The organism is Sphingomonas kyungheensis, from assembly GCF_037120395.1.
GTDB classification, from domain to species: Bacteria; Pseudomonadota; Alphaproteobacteria; order Sphingomonadales; family Sphingomonadaceae; genus Sphingomonas; species Sphingomonas kyungheensis.
The window spans coordinates 57,301-76,674 of the sequence record NZ_JBBBDM010000004.1 but is presented as its reverse complement, the minus strand read 5'-3'; the positions used below and the strand labels follow the sequence as shown (position 1 = coordinate 76,674).

At 68.6% G+C, this 19,374-nt stretch carries 23 protein-coding genes; 18 read left to right on the top strand and 5 right to left on the bottom strand.

What is annotated here, in order from left to right; genetic code table 11:
* The first annotated feature begins 43 nt into the window (after positions 1 to 43).
* A complete protein-coding gene (locus V8201_RS11245) occupies positions 44 to 664 on the top strand; it encodes a DUF2238 domain-containing protein (protein WP_336545344.1) in 621 nt (206 codons plus the stop codon).
* Between the two features lie 47 nt (positions 665 to 711).
* On the top strand, positions 712 to 1,644 hold the full coding sequence (locus V8201_RS11240; protein WP_336545343.1) for a DUF808 domain-containing protein: 933 nt from the start codon (positions 712 to 714) through the stop codon (positions 1,642 to 1,644).
* Positions 1,645 to 1,780: 136 nt separating this feature from the next.
* On the opposite strand, the gene V8201_RS11235 is transcribed toward V8201_RS11240, so the two are convergent.
* Complete coding sequence (locus tag V8201_RS11235; RefSeq protein ID WP_271299706.1) at positions 1,781 to 3,247, bottom strand: ATP-binding protein; 1,467 nt, start codon at positions 3,245 to 3,247, stop codon at positions 1,781 to 1,783.
* A gap of 141 nt (positions 3,248 to 3,388) precedes the next feature.
* Between V8201_RS11235 and V8201_RS11230 the strand changes: the two genes are divergently transcribed.
* The 11 genes from V8201_RS11230 to V8201_RS11180 all read left to right on the top strand — a co-directional run bounded on the left by V8201_RS11230 (position 3,389) and on the right by V8201_RS11180 (position 9,958).
* Complete coding sequence (locus tag V8201_RS11230) at positions 3,389 to 3,928, top strand: DUF1003 domain-containing protein (RefSeq protein ID WP_037535337.1); 540 nt, start codon at positions 3,389 to 3,391, stop codon at positions 3,926 to 3,928.
* A 30-nt stretch (positions 3,929 to 3,958) separates the two neighbouring features.
* Positions 3,959 to 4,702 carry a YebC/PmpR family DNA-binding transcriptional regulator gene (locus V8201_RS11225; protein WP_037535258.1) on the top strand — a complete coding sequence of 248 codons (744 nt, stop codon included), beginning with the start codon at positions 3,959 to 3,961 and terminating at the stop codon, positions 4,700 to 4,702.
* Positions 4,703 to 5,090: 388 nt separating this feature from the next.
* Positions 5,091 to 5,597 (top strand): crossover junction endodeoxyribonuclease RuvC, encoded by a 507-nt coding sequence (ruvC, locus tag V8201_RS11220; RefSeq protein ID WP_037535259.1) that lies wholly within the window; start codon positions 5,091 to 5,093, stop codon positions 5,595 to 5,597.
* Positions 5,594 to 6,205: a Holliday junction branch migration protein RuvA gene (gene ruvA / locus V8201_RS11215; protein ID WP_037535260.1), complete on the top strand. Its 612-nt coding sequence runs from the start codon at positions 5,594 to 5,596 to the stop codon at positions 6,203 to 6,205. Before ruvC ends, ruvA begins: the two co-directional genes overlap by 4 nt.
* A 37-nt stretch (positions 6,206 to 6,242) precedes the next feature.
* Positions 6,243 to 6,485, top strand: a complete 243-nt coding sequence (locus V8201_RS11210; RefSeq protein ID WP_037535261.1) for a type II toxin-antitoxin system ParD family antitoxin — start codon at positions 6,243 to 6,245, stop codon at positions 6,483 to 6,485.
* A complete protein-coding gene (locus V8201_RS11205; RefSeq protein WP_336545342.1) occupies positions 6,482 to 6,784 on the top strand; it encodes a type II toxin-antitoxin system RelE/ParE family toxin in 303 nt (100 codons plus the stop codon). The genes V8201_RS11210 and V8201_RS11205 overlap by 4 nt, the downstream gene beginning before the upstream one ends.
* Complete coding sequence (ruvB, locus tag V8201_RS11200; RefSeq protein ID WP_037535263.1) at positions 6,781 to 7,806, top strand: Holliday junction branch migration DNA helicase RuvB; 1,026 nt, start codon at positions 6,781 to 6,783, stop codon at positions 7,804 to 7,806. The genes V8201_RS11205 and ruvB overlap by 4 nt, the downstream gene beginning before the upstream one ends.
* 42 nt (positions 7,807 to 7,848) lie before the next feature.
* Complete coding sequence (locus tag V8201_RS11195; RefSeq protein ID WP_037535264.1) at positions 7,849 to 8,160, top strand: YggT family protein; 312 nt, start codon at positions 7,849 to 7,851, stop codon at positions 8,158 to 8,160.
* Positions 8,161 to 8,175: 15 nt separating this feature from the next.
* Positions 8,176 to 8,478, top strand: coding sequence for a DUF167 domain-containing protein (locus V8201_RS11190; protein ID WP_336545341.1), 303 nt, complete (start codon positions 8,176 to 8,178; stop codon positions 8,476 to 8,478).
* Positions 8,475 to 9,341, top strand: a complete 867-nt coding sequence (gene folD / locus V8201_RS11185) for a bifunctional methylenetetrahydrofolate dehydrogenase/methenyltetrahydrofolate cyclohydrolase FolD (protein WP_336545340.1) — start codon at positions 8,475 to 8,477, stop codon at positions 9,339 to 9,341. Before V8201_RS11190 ends, folD begins: the two co-directional genes overlap by 4 nt.
* Complete coding sequence (locus V8201_RS11180; RefSeq protein ID WP_037535267.1) at positions 9,338 to 9,958, top strand: MarC family protein; 621 nt, start codon at positions 9,338 to 9,340, stop codon at positions 9,956 to 9,958. Before folD ends, V8201_RS11180 begins: the two co-directional genes overlap by 4 nt.
* 146 nt (positions 9,959 to 10,104) lie before the next feature.
* On the opposite strand, the gene V8201_RS11175 is transcribed toward V8201_RS11180, so the two are convergent.
* Entirely contained in the window at positions 10,105 to 11,907 is a 1,803-nt protein-coding gene (locus V8201_RS11175; RefSeq protein WP_336545339.1) for an AcrB/AcrD/AcrF family protein, read from the bottom strand.
* 59 nt (positions 11,908 to 11,966) lie between these two features.
* On the opposite strand from V8201_RS11175, the gene V8201_RS11170 reads away from it, so the two are divergent.
* Positions 11,967 to 12,398, top strand: coding sequence for a GtrA family protein (locus V8201_RS11170; RefSeq protein ID WP_081793117.1), 432 nt, complete (start codon positions 11,967 to 11,969; stop codon positions 12,396 to 12,398).
* A gap of 18 nt (positions 12,399 to 12,416) precedes the next feature.
* A complete protein-coding gene (locus V8201_RS11165; protein WP_336545338.1) occupies positions 12,417 to 13,148 on the top strand; it encodes a class I SAM-dependent methyltransferase in 732 nt (243 codons plus the stop codon).
* A 7-nt stretch (positions 13,149 to 13,155) separates the two neighbouring features.
* On the opposite strand, the gene V8201_RS11160 is transcribed toward V8201_RS11165, so the two are convergent.
* Positions 13,156 to 14,175 carry a glycosyltransferase family 2 protein gene (locus V8201_RS11160; RefSeq protein WP_037535270.1) on the bottom strand — a complete coding sequence of 340 codons (1,020 nt, stop codon included), beginning with the start codon at positions 14,173 to 14,175 and terminating at the stop codon, positions 13,156 to 13,158.
* A gap of 62 nt (positions 14,176 to 14,237) precedes the next feature.
* Positions 14,238 to 15,692, bottom strand: coding sequence for a pyruvate kinase (gene pyk / locus V8201_RS11155; protein WP_037535271.1), 1,455 nt, complete (start codon positions 15,690 to 15,692; stop codon positions 14,238 to 14,240).
* Between the two features lie 74 nt (positions 15,693 to 15,766).
* On the opposite strand from pyk, the gene V8201_RS11150 reads away from it, so the two are divergent.
* Together V8201_RS11150 and V8201_RS11145 are read left to right on the top strand one after the other, a co-directional pair.
* Positions 15,767 to 16,087 carry a DUF1244 domain-containing protein gene (locus tag V8201_RS11150; protein ID WP_336545337.1) on the top strand — a complete coding sequence of 107 codons (321 nt, stop codon included), beginning with the start codon at positions 15,767 to 15,769 and terminating at the stop codon, positions 16,085 to 16,087.
* Positions 16,088 to 16,193: 106 nt separating this feature from the next.
* Positions 16,194 to 16,460 (top strand): DUF2312 domain-containing protein, encoded by a 267-nt coding sequence (locus tag V8201_RS11145; RefSeq protein ID WP_051583514.1) that lies wholly within the window; start codon positions 16,194 to 16,196, stop codon positions 16,458 to 16,460.
* Between the two features lie 404 nt (positions 16,461 to 16,864).
* Here the strand turns inward: V8201_RS11145 and V8201_RS11140 are convergent, their stop codons facing one another.
* Positions 16,865 to 17,536, bottom strand: coding sequence for a queuosine precursor transporter (locus V8201_RS11140; RefSeq protein WP_336545336.1), 672 nt, complete (start codon positions 17,534 to 17,536; stop codon positions 16,865 to 16,867).
* Positions 17,537 to 17,633: 97 nt separating this feature from the next.
* Here V8201_RS11140 and V8201_RS11135 point away from each other — a divergent pair, with 97 nt between their 5' ends.
* The gene (locus tag V8201_RS11135; RefSeq protein WP_336545335.1) at positions 17,634 to 19,349 is read left to right on the top strand and encodes a PHA/PHB synthase family protein; all 1,716 of its coding nucleotides are present in this window, start codon (positions 17,634 to 17,636) and stop codon (positions 19,347 to 19,349) included.
* Positions 19,350 to 19,374 lie beyond the last annotated feature (25 nt).

The following is a 19,374-nucleotide window of genomic DNA, read 5'->3' as shown; positions in this document are numbered from 1 at the left end:
ACGGCGCGATCGACTTTCCGCAGCGTTCCGGCAACATCGCGCCGTGACCGACGACCAGCTGTATATCCGCCGCCTGAGCCTGATCGCCTCCGTCTGGAGCATCGGCCTCGCCATGTCCCTTACAATCGCCGTGGATCGCAGCACCTGGATGATGGAGGTGGCGCCTGCGCCGATCGTTTTGGCCGGCTTGATCACGACGCGCCGGCGCTGGCGGGCGAGTGGACTGGCGCTGGCGCTGATCGGGATCCATGGCCTCGTCCTGATGGTCGGCGGCGCCTATACCTATGCCAAGGTGCCGGTGGGATACGTGCTGCAGGACTGGCTGCATCTGACGCGCAACCCGTTCGATCGTATTGGGCATTTTCTGCAAGGCTTCGTCCCGGCGATCGTCCTGCGCGAACTGGTCATCGGACGCGGCCTGATCCGGCGCGGCGAATTCTGCACTCTGGCAGTGCTCGCCTTCTGCCTGGCGATCAGCGCGGCGTATGAACTGATCGAGTTCGGCGCGGCGCAGGCGCTGGGACAGGGTGCAGACGCCTTTCTGGGGACGCAGGGCGATCCTTGGGACACGCAATGGGACATGCTGACGTGCCTGATCGGCGCCGCCTGTGCACTGGCGACGCTTTCGCGGATCGACGACCGACTGATCGCCGGTCGGTTGTAACTCTCCGCCCTGCCGGGCATGACGCCGCCATAACAAGGGGACAGACGATGGCCGGCGGACTGGTGGCGTTGCTCGACGATATCGCGGCGATGGCGAAGCTTGCGGCGGCGAGCCTCGACGACGTCGCCGGCGCGGCGGGCAGGGCGGGCGCCAAGGCGGCGGGCGTGGTGATCGACGATACGGCGGTGACGCCGACCTATGTCGTCGGCCTCAGCCCGGCACGTGAGCTGCCGATCATCGGCAAGATCGCGCTCGGGTCGCTGCGCAACAAATTGCTGTTCCTGCTTCCGGCCGCGCTGGTGCTGAGCGCGCTCGCGCCCTGGGCGATCACGCCGATCCTGATGCTCGGCGGCGCCTATCTGTGCTTCGAGGCGGCGGAGAAGATCGTCGGTGCGCTCACCGGCCACGGCCATGACGCCGCGGCGGCAATCGCGACCGATGCCAAGACGCTGGAGGACCGGCAGGTATCGGGCGCGGTGCGCACCGACCTGATCCTGTCCGGCGAGATCATGGCGATCGCGCTCGGCGAATTGGGCGACCAGACATTGCTCAACCAGGCGATCGCGCTGGCGGTGGTCGGGATCGCGATCACGATCGGCGTCTATGGCATCGTCGCGCTGATCGTGAAGATGGACGACATCGGCCTGCATCTTGCCCGGCGGCCCGGCGCCGGCGTGCAGGCGTTCGGGCGCGGGCTGGTCGCGGCGATGCCGGTGGTGCTCGACGCGCTGTCGCTGATCGGCACCGCGGCGATGGTCTGGGTCGGCGGCGGCATCATCGTTCATGGGCTGGAGGCGTTCGGCCTGACCGGCCTGCCCCATGCGCTCCACGCCGCGGCCGAAGGTGCCGCGGCGGCGGTCGGCGTGCTGCCGGGCGTGGTGTCGTGGCTGGTGACCGCGGTAGGATCGGGGATCGTCGGGCTGATCGTCGGCGGCGCGATCGTCGGCGCGCTGCACCTGCTGCCGCGCAAGACGCATTGAGGCGCGCCGACATAAAGGTGGCGATCAAGGACGGGCGGGCTTCGACAGGTTCAGCCCGAACGGTGGGAAAGCGGGGGGTGCGCTCATCTCCCACACCGTTAGCCCTGAGCCCGTCGACGGGCGGGCCTCGATGCCCCTACCCCGCCTCGCTCGCCGCCGTCGTCCAGCCGAGCCGCGGGATGGTGATCGAGCGCTTGCCCGACAGGTCCACCCGCGCGACGAACAATTCGCGGCTCTCGATATAGCCGATCAGCCGCCGCACGCGGCCGAGCGAGCTGGTGCCATAGGTCTCCGCCAGCGCCGTGTCCGACGGGCAGGGCTCGCCGTTCTTTGCGGCGCGCGCGACGAGCAGGAAGGCGCCGATCATGTCGTCGGGCAGCGAATAGGCGAGCTCCATCGCCTCCGCCCATTGCGGGTCGGTGACGTCGAAGATGCCGGCCCGTGCCGCCGACAGCCGACGGGTGAAGCCGGGCAGGTCGAGCGGCGGCTTGGCGAGGCCGGCCATCCGGCAGCGCACCTGGAAATCCTGGAACAGCACCGACGGCGGGCGCAGCGCCGAATCGCGATCGGCGACGATCGCCTCCAGCACCGCGGCATAGATCGCCTCGACCTCCTCGTCGGTCTTGTCGGGCAGCGGCGCGAGCGTCGTCGGCTGCGTCGCCGGCCGCTCGATCGTGTCGAGCAGCTCGTCCGCGGGGACGCGGCGCGGGCGCGATTCGAACGCCATCGGCAGCTGCGGCGCCTCCTCGGGCGGCGGCGCGAAGATGAGTTGCTGGAGATTTTCCGCCGGGGCGCTCGGCAGCGGCGTCAATTTGGGGCTGCCGCTGCGCGCCGAGGTGGCGACCTGGCCGATCTTCACGGTCAGCGGCCGTCGCGACACCGCCGGCCCCAATGCGAGGAAGGTGCCGCGCGCCAGATCGCGGATCACGTCCGCCTGGCGCCGCTCCATGCCGAGCAGATCGGCGGCGCGCGCCATGTCGATGTCGAGGAAGGTGCGTCCCATCAGGAAGTTGCTCGCCTCCGCCGCGACGTTCTTGGCGAGCTTCGCCAGCCGCTGCGTCGCGATCACCCCGGCGAGCCCGCGCTTGCGCCCGCGGCACATCAGATTGGTCATCGCCGACAGCGAGGCGCGGCGCACCTCCTCGGCGACCTCGCCGCCGGTGACGGGAGCGAACAATTGCGCCTCGTCGACGACGACCAGCGCCGGATACCAATGTTCGCGCGGCGCGTCGAACAGCGCCGACAGGAAGGCGGCGGCGCAGCGCATCTGCCCCTCCGCCTCGAGCCCTTCGAGGCTGAGCACCACCGACGCGCGATGTTCGCGCAGGCGGGTGGCGATGCGTGCGATCTCGGGCACCGAATAATCCGCCGCCTCGATCACGACGTGGCCATATGGTCCGGCGAGCGTGACGAAATCGCCCTCCGGATCGATCACCACCTGTTGCACCTGCCCCGCCGATCCTTCGAGCAGGCGGCGCAGCAGATGCGACTTGCCCGACCCGGAATTGCCCTGGACGAGCAGACGGGTGGCGAGCAGTTCTTCGAGGTCCATGGTCACGGGCGCGCCGCGTTCGTCGCTGCCCATGTCTACGCTGACGGTCATTGCGGGCAGCGTGTGGCGTATCCGGGGGCCTCGGGGCAAGCGCTTTGCGGCGGACGCCGGCCGGACGTGCCGCAGTGATTGCCGGACGGTCGAACGACAGGTATGACCAAAGTGGACTATACCACGAAGGACGACCATTTGATGCACCAAACCCCGCTCGCCGACCTCGCCCAGCGCCTGCTCCGCAAATCGCCGCATGCGCTCGATCCCGAGGAACGGCGTGTGCTCAGCAGTATCGACGCCGGCACGATCGTCAGCCGCGACGCCGCCGACGAGGCCGACGCCCACGCCAGCATCGGCGACCAGCTCGCCGACCGGGTGGCGGCGGTGGGCGGATCATGGGGCTTCATCATCGCCTTCACCGTCGTGCTGCTCGGCTGGATGCTGCTCAACACCGACGTGCTGGCGCATGTCGGCATGGCGTTCGATCCCTATCCCTACATCTTCCTCAACCTGATGCTGTCGACGCTCGCCGCGATCCAGGCGCCGGTGATCATGATGAGCCAGAACCGGCAGGCGTCGAAGGACCGGCTCGCCGCCAGCCTCGACTACGAGACCAATTTGCGCGCCGAGCTCGACATCCTGCGGCTGCACCAGAAGCTCGACGGACTGGTGCTCGACCGGCTCGCCGCGATCGAGGCGAAGATCGACGGACTGGCGAAAACCATGCCTTCGGCTTAAGGGCCAGGGATTATCGGTTAGAGGCAGTCCATGGCAGGCCATTCCAAGTTCAAGAACATCATGCATCGCAAGGGCGCGCAGGATAAGAAGCGCTCGGGCATGTTCTCCAAGCTCAGCCGCGAAATCACCGTCGCGGCGAAGATGGGTCTGCCCGACCCCGACATGAACCCGCGGCTGCGCGCCGCGGTCAACGCCGCCAAGGCGCAGTCGATGCCCAAGGACAATATCCAGCGCTCGATCGACAAGGCGAGCCGCAGCGATACCGAAAGCTACGAGGAGATCCGCTACGAGGGCTTCGGCCCCGGCGGCGTGTCGCTTATCATCGAGGCGCTGACCGACAATCGCAACCGCACCGCGACCAACGTGCGCACCGCGGTCAGCAAGAACGGCGGCAACCTCGGCGCGAGCGGATCGGTCAGCCATGCGTTCGACCGGATGGGCCTGATCAGCTATCCCGCCAGCGCCGGCGACGCCGAGACGGTGTTCGAGGCGGCGCTGGAAGCGGGCGCGGAGGATGTCTCCTCGTCCGAGGACGGGCATGAGATCTGGACCGCGGTCGGCGACCTGCACGAAGTCGCCAAGGCGCTCGAGCCGGTGCTCGGCGAACCCGAAGGCGCCAAGCTCGCCTGGCGGCCGCAGACGATGGTGTCGGTCGACGAAGCCGATGCGGCGACGCTGTTCAAGCTGATCGACACGCTCGACGACGACGACGACGTGCAGACCGTCTGGGGCAATTACGAGGTCTCCGACGAGGTGATGGAGAAGCTCGGCTGATCCTGTCGGGTTCACGCGGAGGCGCGGAGGCGCGGAGGGTCGCGCCCGCGGCCGCGGTGTCCCGCGCCAGCGGGCCGCACTCTCCGTCTGCCGGATCACGGATTGCGCGTACCGGGCGAAGCCGTCTCGCGTCTTCGCGTCTTCGCGCGAATCCCCCCTGCCCGCCGCAGACTGCCGGGGAGAAGATCCATGCAGAGCCGCGAAGACGCGAAGAGGTGTCGCGCGCAGAGGCGCAGAGAGCGCAGAGGATCGCCCGGTCCGGGCAAGCGTCTCGCCCGCATCGCGATCGTGATGCTGCCGCGCGCCATAGGCACGCTCCGCGTCCTCTGCGCCTCTGCGCGCCCAACCCTTTCTTCTCCGCGCCTCCGCGCCTCCGCGTGACCATGATATGATCATCCTCGGCCTCGATCCCGGACTCGGTACCACCGGCTGGGGCGTCATCCACGCGGACGGCAACCGGTTGCGGCATATCGCCAACGGCCAGATCAAGACCGATCCGTCGATGGTGCTGCCGCGCCGGCTGTCCAACCTGCACGCCGCGCTGATCGACGTGATCCTCACCGAACGACCCGACAGCGCCGCGGTCGAAGAGGTGCTCGGCAACACCAATGCGCAGTCGACGCTGAAGCTCGGCCAGGCGCGCGGCGTGGTGCTGCTCGCCGCGGCGGGCAGCGGACTGCATATCGGCGAATATCATCCCTCGACCGTCAAGAAGGCGGTGGTCGGCACCGGCGGCGCGGAGAAGCGGCAGATCCAGGCGATGATGGCGGTGCTGCTGCCCGGCGCCAAGCTCGCCGGCCCCGATGCGGCGGATGCGCTGGCGGTGGCGATCACGCATGCGCATCATCTCGCCTCGGCGCAGGGCATGGCACGACGGGCAAGGGTGACGGCATGATCGCGCATCTCAAGGGACGACTCGAATCGACCGGGATCGATCACGCGGTGATCGACGTCGGCGGCGTCGGTTATTTCGTCGGCGCCTCGGCGCGCACGCTCGCGGCGATCGGCCCGGTCGGCGAGGCGGCGATGCTGCATACCGAGATGCTGGTCGCCGAGGATTCGATCCGCCTCGTCGGCTTCGCCCGCGCCGAGGAGCGCGACTGGTTCCGGCTGCTCACCGGCGTGCAGGGGGTGGGATCGCGCGTCGCGCTCGCCATCCTCTCGGCGCTCGACACGGCGGAGATCGCGCGCGCGGTGTCGGCGCAGGACAAGGCGATGGTGGCGCGGGCGAACGGCGTCGGGCCGAAGCTCGCCGAGCGGATCGTCCGCGAACTCAAGGACAAGGTCGGCGCGCTCGCCTTTGGCGGGGGCGCGCTCGGTCCGGCGGCGGCGGCGCAGGTGATCCCGGTCGGCGCGGGCGCGGATGCGGTGTCGGCGCTGCTCAACCTCGGCTTCCGCCCCGCCGAGGCGGCGAGCGCGGTGGGGGCCGCGGAGGAGGATCTCGGCCCCGGCGCGACGCTCGACGCGCTGGTGCGGCTGGCGCTGCGCAAGGCGGCGAAGTAGCGTTGGCGATCTGGCCGGCACGCGCTATCTTGGCGGCATGACTCAACTCACCATCTCGATGCCGGACGCATTGCAGGAATGGGTGAACACGCGTGTCGCTCAAGGCCGCTACGTCGATGCGGCCGATTATTTGCGCGACCTCGTCCGACTCGACCAGCAATCGGACGACCGACTATGGCTGAAGGCGATGATTGACGAAGGGCTGGCATCCGGTGTGCTCGATCAGGATCCGCGTGACGTTATCGCTGAGATTATTGCCGAAGATCCAGACTTTGCGTGACTAGATTACGCACCGCGCCCGCAGCGCGACAGGACATTCGTGATATCCGGGGCTATGGCAAGGCCCGCTTTGGCGTTGCGGTGGGGCGGCAGTATCTCGAAGGTCTGATCACATCCTTCGATCGTTTGGCAGAACGGCCGCAGGTCGGTGTCGCCGAAGCCGGTTTGGGCAACGGTATACGTAGTTTCCCCTATCGCTCGCATCGAATCTACTATCGTCTGGAAGGTGAAGATCTGCTCGTGGTTCGCATTCTCCATCATTCCCAGCATGTGCCGAGCGCATTCGGCCTTCACCATTGACCGACGACCGCCTCCTGTCCGCCAGCCGCCGTCCCGAGGATGTCGATGCCGCCCTGCGCCCGCGCAGTCTCGACGAGTTCGTCGGGCAAGCGGCGGCGCGCGAGAATCTGCGTGTGTTCATCGAGGCGGCGCGGGGACGCGGCGATGCGCTCGACCATGTGCTGTTCTTCGGGCCGCCGGGGCTCGGCAAGACGACGCTCGCGCAGATCATTGCGCGCGAGATGGGCGTCGGCTTTCGCGCCACCTCCGGCCCGGTGATCGCCAAATCGGGCGATCTCGCCGCGCTGCTCACCAATCTCGAGGACGGCGACGTGCTGTTCATCGACGAGATCCACCGGCTGCAACCCGCGGTCGAGGAGGTGCTCTATCCGGCGATGGAGGATCGTGCGCTCGATCTGATGATCGGCGAAGGGCCGTCGGCGCGCAGCGTGCGGATCGATCTGCCCAAGTTCACGCTGGTCGGCGCGACGACGCGGCAGGGGCTGCTCACCACGCCGCTGCGCGACCGGTTCGGCATCCCGGTGCGGCTGCAATTCTATACCGTCGAGGAGCTGACGCGCGTCGTCACCCGCGCGGCGGGGCTGCTCGATCTCGGCATCGCCCCCGACGGCGCGAGCGAGATCGCGCGGCGCGCGCGCGGTACGCCGCGGATCGCCGGACGTCTGCTGCGCAGGGTGCGCGACTTCGCCAATGTCGCCGGCACCGCGATCGTCGATCGCGCCGCCGCGGATCGCGCGCTCAACCGGCTGGAGGTCGATTCGCTCGGACTCGACGCGATGGACCGGCGGTATCTCCACATGATCGCCGACATCTACCGCGGCGGTCCGGTCGGGGTGGAGACGCTCGCCGCCGGACTGTCCGAACCGCGCGACACGATCGAGGAAGTGATCGAACCCTATCTCATCCAGCTCGGCCTCGTCGCGCGCACCGCGCGCGGGCGGGTGCTCAATGCCGGCGGCTGGAAGCATCTCGGCCTCAACCCGCCGGTCGGATCGCAGGACGGCCTGTTCGACGCGCCCTGAACCGGCTAGGTCGCAGGTCAGCTATTTTTCCCGGAGCCTCGCGTGATCGCCCTCACCCTCATCCAGATCATCCAGGTGCTGCTCGACGTCGTCTGGTGGATCATCATGGTCCAGTTCGTGCTGTCGCTGCTGATCGTCTTCAACGTCATCAACACCTCGAACGGCTTCGTCAGCTCGCTCCACTACGGGCTCGATCGGCTGACCGAGCCGATGTACCGGCCGCTGCGCCGGATCCTGCCCAATATCAGCGGCATCGATCTCGCGCCGCTCGCCGTGCTGGTGATCATCCGCATCCTCAGCAGCATCATCCTGCCCAATATCGCGGTCAGCCTGATGGCCAACGGCGCGGTCTGATCCGCCGGTAAAGCCGTGGCGGCCTGGACGATCCGCGACGATGGTCTGGTGATCGCGATCCGCGTCACGCCGCGCGGCGGGCGCGATGCGATCGCCGCGGGGACCGAGGCGCATCTCGCCGCCCGGCTCGCCGCCGCGCCGGTCGACGGCAAGGCCAATGCCGCGCTGATTGCGCTGGTCGCCCGGACGTTCGGCGTGGCGAAGCGCGACGTGACGCTGGTCGGCGGCGATACCGCGCTGCTCAAACGCCTGCATGTCGCGGGCGATGCCGCCGCGCTGGCGAAGATCGCCGCTTCGCTCTATGAGGCCGCGGCATGACCGCCACGATCATCGACGGCAAGGCGCACGCCCTCGCCCTGCGCACCCGTATCGCCAGCCATGTCGCCAATTTCCGCGCGGCCGCCGGTCGCGCCCCCGGCCTCGCCGTCGTGCTGGTCGGCGAGGACCCCGCCTCCGCCGTCTACGTCCGCAACAAGGGCAAGGCGACGCGCGACGCCGGCATGGAGAGTTTCGAACATCGCCTGCCCGCCGATACCGATGCGGCGACGCTGCTCGCCTTGGTCGCGCAGCTCAACGCCGATCCGGCGGTCGACGGCATCCTCGTCCAGCTGCCGCTGCCCGCACATATCGATGCCGGCGCGGTGCTGCTCGCGATCGATCCCGACAAGGATGTCGACGGCTTCCACCCGGTCAACGCCGGCCGGCTGGCGATCGGTGCCGACGGCTTCGTGCCGTGCACGCCGCTCGGCTGCCTGATGCTGCTCCAGGACCTCCACCCGTCGCTGTCGGGGATGGAGGCGGTGGTGGTCGGCCGCTCGAACATCGTCGGCAAGCCGATGGCGCAATTGCTGCTCCAGCAGAGCTGCACCGTCACCATCGTCCACAGCCGCACGCGCGACGTCGCCGCGCATCTGCGCCGCGCCGATATCGTCGTCGCCGCGGTCGGCATCCCCCACTTCATCCAGGGCGACTGGATCAAGCCGGGCGCGAGCGTGATCGACGTCGGCATCAACCGCACCGACACCGGGCTGGTCGGCGACGTCGACTTCGCCGCGGCGCGCGCGGTGGCGGGGGCGATCACGCCGGTACCGGGCGGCGTCGGGCCGATGACGATCGCCTGCCTGATCCGCAACACCTATGTCTCGGCCTGCCGCCGCGAGGGCATCGAGGCGGCGCTGTGATCGAGCTGTTCGTCTCGACGCTGATCACCTTCTTCGTCATCATCGATCCGCTCGGCTGCGCGCCGATCTACGCCGGCCTCTCCGCCGGTGCCTCGCCCGTGCAGCGGCGGGCGATGGCGTTTCGCGCGGTCGGCGTCGCGACCGTCATTCTGCTGGTCTTCGCGCTGGCGGGCGAGGCGCTGCTGCGCGGGCTCGGCATCAGCCTGGCGAGCTTCCGCATCGCCGGCGGCATCATGCTGTTCCTGATCGCGCTCGAAATGGTGTTCGAGAAGCGCACGCAGCGCCGCGAGGATCGCGCCGCCAAGGTCGCGCACGATCCCGAGGCGGACGACGTGTCGATCTTCCCGATGGCGATGCCGATGATCGCCGGGCCGGGCTCGATCGCCTCGGTGATGCTGCTCGTCGCGCGCACCAACGGCATCGAGGCGACGTTGGTGGTGCTCGCCGCGATGGGCGTGATCCTCGCGCTGACGCTGGTCGCGCTGCTCGCCGCGGGGCCGCTGATGCGGCTGCTCGGCGCGCGGATCGAGGCGGTGATCACGCGGCTGCTCGGCGTGCTGCTCGCGGCGCTGGCGGTGCAGTTCGTGATGGACGGGTTGCAGGTGAGCCTGCACTGATTCTGCCGGGAGCGGTGCCGCTTCCTTCGGTACCGTTCGGGCTGGGTCTGTCCGAGCCGTCCTTCCCCATACCGGACGCCGGCGTAGACCTGCCCTTCGACAAGCTCAGGGCGAACGGTGGGGCTATGCGCCTGCCTGAGCAACCCTCACCGCTGCTCCGCGATGCCCGCATCCACCCGGAACAGGCGCAACGGCGAATCCTTCGGCAGCGGCAGCGGCGTCAGCCACGCCGGCACCTCGCCATGCGCGAGCTGGTCGTAGAAGCCGCCCGGATCGCGCGCGCGATAATTGGTCGATTCCGAATGATTGGGGCAAAGCAGCAGCATCGTCGCACCATGGCGGCGGATGATCGCATGCGCCTGATCGGCGCTGCCGCCGAAGGCGTGCTGGACGTCGAGGATCGCCGCGCCGTTGCGATGATAAGGCCCCGCGATCGCGTCGTGATGCGTCACGGTGATCAGCCGCGGGCCGAGATCGACGAAGGTGAAGATCGTCTGCGCCGGATAGCGATCGAGCGCCTTCAGCACCGTGTAGCGCACGCAGCTGCCGGTCGAGCGGTTGACCCGCTTGGTATAGGCATTGGGCCGGTCGACCGGCAGATATTTGATGATCAGCCCGGCGAACAGGCCGGAGACGATCAGGAACGCCGCCACCGTGCCGCCGACGCGCACCGCAAGCAGGCGATGGTTGAGCAGCCACGGCAGCACGATCCAGCCGAGCAACGTCGCTCCCGGCACCGCGAGCAATTGCGCCGCCGGCCCGGCACGCACCTGCCACAGCAGCATCAGGCAGGCGAAGGTGACGAACAGCGCCACCGCGCTCCAGCCGATCAGTGCCGGCGAGCGCCGCGCCCGCCACGCGCCGAGGATCACCCCGAAGACGCCGACGATCGGCAGCGCCGCGATCGGAAAGCCGAGGCGGAACGGGTGTTTGTAGATCGGCTTGGCCTCGCGGACATTGTCCAGCCAGTTCTTCTGCAGCTCGGGCGAGACGCCCTCCGGCCGGCCGAGGCATTGCGGGAAGAAATGCACGAACCCCGCCGCGATCGCCGCCCCGGCCAGCACCGCCAGTCCGGCGCGGATCGCGCGGGCCTGCGGGTTGACCCAGGCGAGCAGGAACAGCAGCGCCCCCGCCGCGACCATCACCGCCAGCCACACCGGCGTCAGCGCATCGCAGCGCATCGCATAATTGGCATAGGAGGCGAAGGCCGCGAAGCCGATCGCGCTGCCGCCGCCAAGGCTGAGCGCATAGGCCTGCAACCGCGGCGCCTCGCTGCGGTCCCACACCCAGCGGAGCGCCAGGATCGCCCCCGCCATCGCGCAATAGGGCAGCATCTCCAGCCCGATCGCGAGGCTGACCGCGCTCGCCAGCCCGACCATCAGCCCGCCGCGCACGCCCTTGCCGTCGCACAGGCCGGCGACGGTGAGGCTGAGCATCGCGAGCTGCCAGCCGTGGTGATCGATCCGTTCGGGCAGGAACATCAGCATCGTCGCCGAGGTGCCGAGCAGGAAGACCAGCGCCAGCGGCCAGGCGCGCGGATCGATCAGCCGCCGCACCGTCGCGGCGACGCCGAGCATCGCGATCGACAGCGGCAGCAGCGGCGCGATCCCGCACGCCAGCCGCTCCGCCCAGGCGTTGCTGGTGAACAGGCGGAAGAACAGGATCAGCCCGGCGATCGGCAGATCGACGATCCGGCTCCAGTGAATGTCGAATCCCTGCGGCGGGTTGAGCCGGTAGTTGCGCAGATCGTACCAGCCTTGCCCGCCCAGCCACGCGCGCACCTGCATCAGCCGCATATTGTCGTCGGTATCGCCGAGCGACAGCCAGCGGACGAGGTTCCAGTCGCTCCACACGTACCAGATCGTCACGCCAAGCCAGACGGCGAGCGTCAGTGCGACCCAATGACGGACGATCGCGTCGTCGAGCCGACCGCGGGGAGCTTTGTTCACTGACGCGACTTTCGTTTTGGCCGTTTCGTTCCCGGCGCATTGCCTTTAGGGCGGAGCGGATGGCGATGGAAGCACCGGCACGGTTGGCAGCGATGCGCGACAGCGGCATGCTGGGGCAGATGATCCGCTTCGGCATCGCCGGCGGCATCTCGACGCTGATCTATTCGGCGGTCTACCTGCCGCTCACCGCCTTCGTCTTCCCGCGCGCGCAGGCGGTCTATGCCGTCCCCTTCGCCTTTGCGGTGGCGGTGACCGCGGGCTTCTTCCTGCACAGCCGGTGGAGCTTCAGGGGCCATGGCACGCGCCGCCGCGGCGGCTGGCAGCAGGCGCAGTTCGTCGCGGTGCAGGCGAGCGGCATGGCGCTCAACGCGCTCATCACCTGGATCGGCACCGCGCATTTCGGCCTGCCCGCCTGGGCGCCGTTGCTCCCCGCGGTGGCGCTGGCGACCATCCTCACCTTCATTCTCAATCGCTGGCTGGTGTTCGCCTGATATGGCCAAGGACTAAAGATGGATCGCATCGTCTACGACCGTATGGCCGCCCATGATTCCACCCATTGGTGGTATCGCGCGCGCCGCGACATCCTCAGCGACTATCTGACGCGCTACGCGGCCCTCCCCGCGGGCGCGCGCATCCTCGAGATCGGCTGCGGCACCGGCCACAACCTGCCGATGCTGGCGCAATTCGGTGCGGTCGATGCGATCGAGATCGATCCCGCCGCGCGGGCGATCGCCAGCGAGCGGCTCGGCCGCCCGGTCGGCGACGCGCCGCTGCCCGAGCTGCCCGGCGTCGCACGCGGCGCCTATGATCTGGTCGCGGTGCTCGACGTGGTCGAGCATATCGCCGACGACGTCGCCGCGCTGCGCGCGATGGCGAGTCTGCTCAAGCCCGGCGGCAAGATCCTGATCGCGGTGCCCGCGCACCAATGGCTGTGGAGCGCGCACGACGTCGTCAACCACCACCACCGCCGCTATTCGAAGGCGACGCTGGCCAAGGCGATCACCGCCGCCGGGCTCGCCCCGCGCAAGCTCACCTATTTCAACTCGCTGCTCTTCCCGCTCGCCGCGGCGGCACGGATCGCCGGGCGCCTGACCGGCCGCGACGACAGCGACGATTCGCCCCCCGCCAAGCCGCTCAATGCGCTGTTCGAAACGATCTTCCGGCTGGAGCGGCACGCGGTCGGCCGCGTACCGATGACGCCGGGCGTATCGATCGTGACGCTGGCGGTGCCGAAGCGCTGAGGGACGCTTATTCCGCCGCCTTGCGCTCCGCCGGCACTTCGAACTCGGGCGAGGGTTCGGCGGCGTTGAAGCCGAGGGTCGAATGGCCCTTCACCGGGCCGGCGATGTCGGCGACGAGGTAAAGCGGACGGCGTTTCGATTCGATGTAGAGCCGGCCGAGATATTCGCCGATCATGCCGAGCACGAACATCTGCGCCGCCGACAGCACCGTCACGACCAGCATCGTCGAGGTCCAGCCCTGCACCGGCGATCCTTCGAAGAATCCCCACAGGATGTAGAAGAGCAGCAGCAGCGACGCGCCGGCGAGGATCACCGAGGCATGGCTGGCGAAGCGCAGCGGCGCGGTCGAGAAGCCGGTGACCGCGTCGAAGGCGAGCCGCACCATCTTGCCGAGCGGATAATTGGTCTCGCCGGCATGGCGCTCGGCGCGGTCATAGGGAAACGGCACCTGGCGGAAGCCGACCCAGGCGACCATGCCGCGGATGAAGCGCGCCTGTTCGGGCAGCGACAGCAGCGCATCGAGCGCCCGCCGGCTCATCAGCCGGAAATCGCCGGTATCGAGCGGGATCGGCGTGTCGGTGACGCGATCGAGCACGCGATAGAAAGCGGCGGCGGTCGCCTTCTTGAAGATCGTCTCGCCCTCGCGCTTGCGGCGCACCGCATAGACGACGTCGGCCTGCTGCGCCGCCATCGTCGCGCGCATGTCGGCGAGCAGTTCGGGCGGGTCCTGCAGATCGGCGTCGATGATCAGGATCTGCTCGCCCGAACACAGATCGAGCCCGGCGGTCAGCGCCAGCTGATGGCCGTGGTTGCGCGACAGATTGATCGCCACCAGCCGCGGATCGGCGGCGCTGAGCCGCTGCATCACCGCCCAGCTGTCATCGCGACTGCCGTCGTTGATCAGCACGATCTCGTGATCGTCCCCCACCGCGGCCCGCGCCGCCGCCGCGACGCGGGCGTGCAACAGCTCGAGGCAGGCCGCCTCGTTGTAGCACGGGATGACGACGGAGAGCGCGGGGCGATACATGATGCGCCGGCTTTAGCGGCTCGCGCGTCCGTCATCCACACGTAACATCGTGCGCCGCGCCGTCAGCTATAGTCGTTCAGCTCGTCGCCGATGATCCGCACCACATGCAGCACGTTGGTCGACCCCGGCGTGCGGAACGGCACGCCCGCCATGACGATGACGCGGTCGCCGGCCTTGGCGATGCCGGTGCGCAGCGCCATCCGCTTGGCCTTGCCGACCATGTCTTCGAACGATTCGACGTCGCGGGTGTGCACCGCATGCGTGCCCCACAGCAAGCCGAGACGGCGCGCCGTATCCTTGTTGGGGGTGAGCACGAGGATCGGCACCGACGGCCGCTCGCGCGCGATGCGGCGCGCGGTCGAGCCCGAGGTGGTGAAGCAGATGATCGCCGTCGCCGAGGTGGTCTTGGCGATCTGCTTGGCCGCTTCCGACAGGGCGTCGGCGGTGGTCGGGTCGGGGCGCGTCACGGTGAAGTGGACGCGGTCGCCGTGCATCGGATCGCTCTCGACCGAGATGCCGATCGAATTCATCATCGCCACCGATTCGACCGGCCAGGCGCCCGCCGCGCTTTCCGCCGACAGCATGATCGCATCGGCGCCGTCGTAGATGGCGGTGGCGACGTCGGACACCTCGGCGCGGGTCGGCGACGGGCTCTGGATCATCGATTCGAGCATCTGCGTCGCCACCACCACCGGCCGGCCGAGCCGGCGCGAGGTCTCGACGATCCGCTTCTGCAACGGCGGCACGCTCTGCGGCGGCAGCTCGACGCCGAGATCGCCGCGCGCGACCATCACGCCGTCGCACATCTCGACGATTTCCTCGAGCCGGTCGATCGCCGCGGGCTTCTCGATCTTGGCGAGCAGCGCCGCCTTGCCCTGGATCAGCTTGCGCGCCTCGGCGAGATCCTCGGGCCGCTGCACGAAGGACAAGGCGATCCAGTCGACGCCCTGTTCGACCGCGAAGGCGAGGTCGCTGCGGTCCTTCTCGGTCAGCGCCGCCATCGGCAGCACGACGTCGGGAACGTTGAGCCCCTTGTTGTTCGACAGCGGGCCGCCGACCTCGACCAGAGTCTCGATCCGGTCGGGGCCGTGATCGGTGACGCGCAGCACCAGCTTGCCGTCGTCGAGCAGCAGGCGCGCGCCCGGCTCGATCGCGGCGAAGATCTCCTTGTGCGGCAGCTCGACGCGCGTCGCATCGCCCGGCGTCGGATCGCGGTCGAGCACGAAGGTGCTGCCATGGTCGAGCACCACCTTGCCGCCCTCGAACTTGCCGACGCGCAGCTTGGGGCCCTGCAGATCGGCGAGGATCGTCGTCGGCCGCCGAAACTTGGTTTCGAGCGCGCGAATCGCCTCGATCACCGCGACCTTGGATTGCTGGTCGCCGTGGCTCATGTTGACGCGGAAGGCGTCCGCGCCGGCCTGGAACAGCGTCGCGATCATCTCGGGTGAGTTGCTCGCCGGACCGAGGGTGGCGAGCACGCGCACTTTCCGCGAACGGGGCGCAATGGCAATGGTCATCGAAAGGCTCCTGGGGAATGGCCGCGCCCCCCTCTAGTCCCTATCTATGGCCGATCAACGTTTGAAAGACCCGCATGACCGACAAACTTGACGCGCTGCCCGATGCGGTCGCCGCCGCGGCCTTCCGCCGGCTGGTCCGCCACCTGCGCCATCGTACCGACGCGCAGAACGTCGATCTGATGGGCCTGTCTGGATTCTGCCGCAACTGCTTGTCCGACTGGATCGAGGAAGCGGGCGATCTGCCCAAGGCCGAGGCGCGCGAGACGGTCTACGGCATGCCGCAGGCAGAGTGGAAGGCGCGCTACCAGACCGAGGCGACGCCCGAACAGCTCGCGCGCATGGCGGACAGCGTGGCGCGCAACGCCCCCGCCGCCGAAGCCGCCGCACGGGGTTGAGCCCGGCGGACGAACCGCCTAGACGCCCGCCCCTACCGGCACGCGGCCGGTATCCTTTTTGGCGAATCATACAAGGACCGCAGGGCGCCTGCGGCGGGGTGGGACAATGGCGGAAGAACGGCAAGACGGCATGGGCGGCGGCCAGGTCGCGGCGGACGAGCTGCGCCTGCTGATCGAGCGCGCGGAACGGCTCGAGGAAGAGAAGAAGGGCATCTCGGACGACATCAAGGACGTGATGGCCGAGGCCAAGGGCCGTGGCTACGACCCCAAGGCGATCCGCAAGATCCTCTCCATCCGCAAGAAGAAGAAGGAAGAGTATCAGGAAGAGGAAGCCATCCTCGAAGTCTATATGCAGGCGCTCGGCATGATCTGATCGACCGGGGCGGCCTGTGGTCCATGCCGCCCCGCCGGTGACATCGCCGCGATCGGATCCGTCGACGTCGCCGTGGTGCGACGTCGCGGCATCTAGGCCGTGTCCACAGTCTCGGGGGAGTCACCGCGCTTGCCAAATCCCCAGTATTCCCGCGCAGGCGGGAATCCAGTGGCCAAGCAGACCGACGGCTTCCGAAGAAGAAACACTAGGCTCCCGCCTCCGCGGGAGCACTAAAAACATCACATCGTCATGCCGGACCGGTTCCGGCATCCACGGCTCCGCCGGAGCTTGCAGCCGTTGCTTTTGCGGCACTGTGACCCCGGAACACGTCAGGGGTAAGACTGCCCTCGACCAGGGCCGCTACCCGCCGGCGCGGCCGCAACGGGCCCTGGCCGCACCCGATCTCACCCCCGATCCAGCCGCCGCCCCAGTCCGACGAAGACGTAGATCAGCGGCGGCACCAGGATCGCCGAGAGCAGCACCTTGGCGATCATTTGGCCGAGCAGCAGCTCGCCGATCGGGAAGACGCCGGCGAAAGCGATCGTCACGAACAGCAAGGTATCGACGATCTGGCTGAGCACGCTGGCGATGCCCGCGCGCAGCCAGAGCAGCCCGCCGCCCTCGCGCCCCTTGAGCGCGGCGAAGATGGTGACGTTGAGCGTCTGCGAAATGCCATAGGCGACGATGCCGCCCAGCCAGATGCGCGGCGTGCCGCCCATCATCAGCGCAAAGGCGTCGCGCCGCGCCGGCTCCATGTCGGCGGCGGCGGGCACCGACAGCACGATCACCGACAGCAGGATCGAGACGATCAGCGGCACGAAGCCGATCTGCACCAGCCGCGTCGCGATGGTGCGGCCATGCAGCTCGGCGACCGCGCTCGACACGACGACGAGCAGCAGGAAGGCGAAGATCCCCGCCTCCACCGCGAGCGGCCCCAGCCCGACGAGCGGGCCGAGCGCCGACAGCGGCCCGAGCGCGACCTGTTTGTTGCCGAGCACGCCGGCGATGCAGACCATGCCGCCGTAGAAGATCGAAAAGGCGAAGAGCGAGCGGCTTACGCGAACCTGATTGTCCATCGCCGCGACGCTAGCGGCTTTCGTCGGCGCTGCAAACCAATCGCCATTCCCACGGACGCACGCGCCGGGTAGCATCGCGCGCAAAGCAGAGGATGCCATGGCCGAACCCCATAACGATCCCGCCGGCGCGCCCGATCTGGCGACGTTGCAGCATTGGACCTGGCTGCTCGGCCGCGCGCAGCAGATGATGATGGAACAGGGCATCGGCCTGCTCGGCGCGGGCGACGCGTCGCCGCCGCTCGTCCGCCAGACGCAGGATTATTGGCGCGATCACTTCGCCTTGTGGCAGCGCTTCGTCGATCCCGCCGCCGACCTGCCGCCGCCGCCGCAGTCGGAGGGCGATTCGCGCGACCGGCGCTTCAAGGCCGCGGCGTGGCGCGAGGACCCGTGGTTCGACTGGATCCGGCGCAGCTACAATCTGATCGCCGACCATCTGCTGCGCGGCGTCGACGCGCTCGACGGCGTGCCCGAGGCGCAGCGCGAACAGCTCCGCTTCGCCGCGCGCGGGCTGATCGAGGCGATGAGCCCGTCCAACTTCCCGCTCACCCATCCCGAGGTGGTCGAGAAGACGATCGCCACCAAGGGGCAGAATCTGCTCGACGGCCTGCAGCATATGCTCGCCGACATCGCCAAGGGGCAGGTGACGCATACCGCCGAGGGCGCGTTCGAGGTCGGCCGCAATATCGCGACGACGCCGGGCAAGGTGATCAAGCGCACCCCGCTCTACGAGCTGATCCATTATGCCCCGACCACCGAGCGCGTGCTGGCGACACCGCTGGTGATCTTCCCGCCATGGATCAACCGCTTCTACATCCTCGATCTGTCGCCGGAGAAAAGCTTCATCCGCTGGGCGGTCGACCAGGGCCTGTCGGTGTTCATGGTGTCGTGGAAATCCGCCGACGCCTCGATGAGCGACGTGGTGTGGGACGATTACGTCGGCGCGCAGATCGAGGCGATCGACACGGTGCGCGCCGTGCTCGACGTGCCGGCGGTGCATACGATCGGCTATTGCGTCGCGGGGACGACGCTCGCCGCGACGCTGGCGGTGCTCGCCGCACGCGGGCGCGACAACGCGGTGGCGAGCGCGACCTTCTTTACCGCGCAGGTCGACTTCACCGCCGCCGGCGAGTTGCGCCATTTCGTCACCGATGAGCAGCTCGCGCTGATCGGCAGCCTGTCGCCACAGGGCTTCCTCGACGGCCGCTACCTCGCCGCGACGTTCAACCTGTTGCGCGGGCGCGACCTGATCTGGAATTATGTCACCAACAACTATCTGCTCGGCGCCGATTACGCGCCGTTCGACCTGCTCCACTGGAACGGCGACACCACCAACCTGCCGGCGAAATGGCATTTGTCGTATCTCACCGATCTCTATCGCGACAACCGCCTCGTCCAGCCGGGCGCGATGACGGTGGCCGGCGAATCGATCGATCTCGGCCGGGTGACGACGCCCGCCTATGTCCAGGCGGGGCGCGAGGATCATATCGCCCCGGCGGAGAGCGTCTGGCGGATCACCCATCATTTCCGCGGGCCGCTGCGCTTCGTGCTCGCCGGATCGGGGCATATCGCCGGCGTCGTCAATCCGCCCGCCGCGGGCAAATACCAATATTGGACGAACGATGCGGCGGTGACGACGCTCGAGGATTTCGTCGCCGGCGCGTCCGAGACCAAGGGCAGCTGGTGGCCCGACTGGCGCGGCTGGATCGAGTCGCGCGGCAGCGACACCGTTGCCGCCATCGGTGCGCGGCGCCCCGGCGAAGGCGCGCTGCCGGCGCTCGCCGACGCTCCGGGAGACTATGTCCGCGCGAGATAGCTCCATTCTTGCTGCATTGCACAAA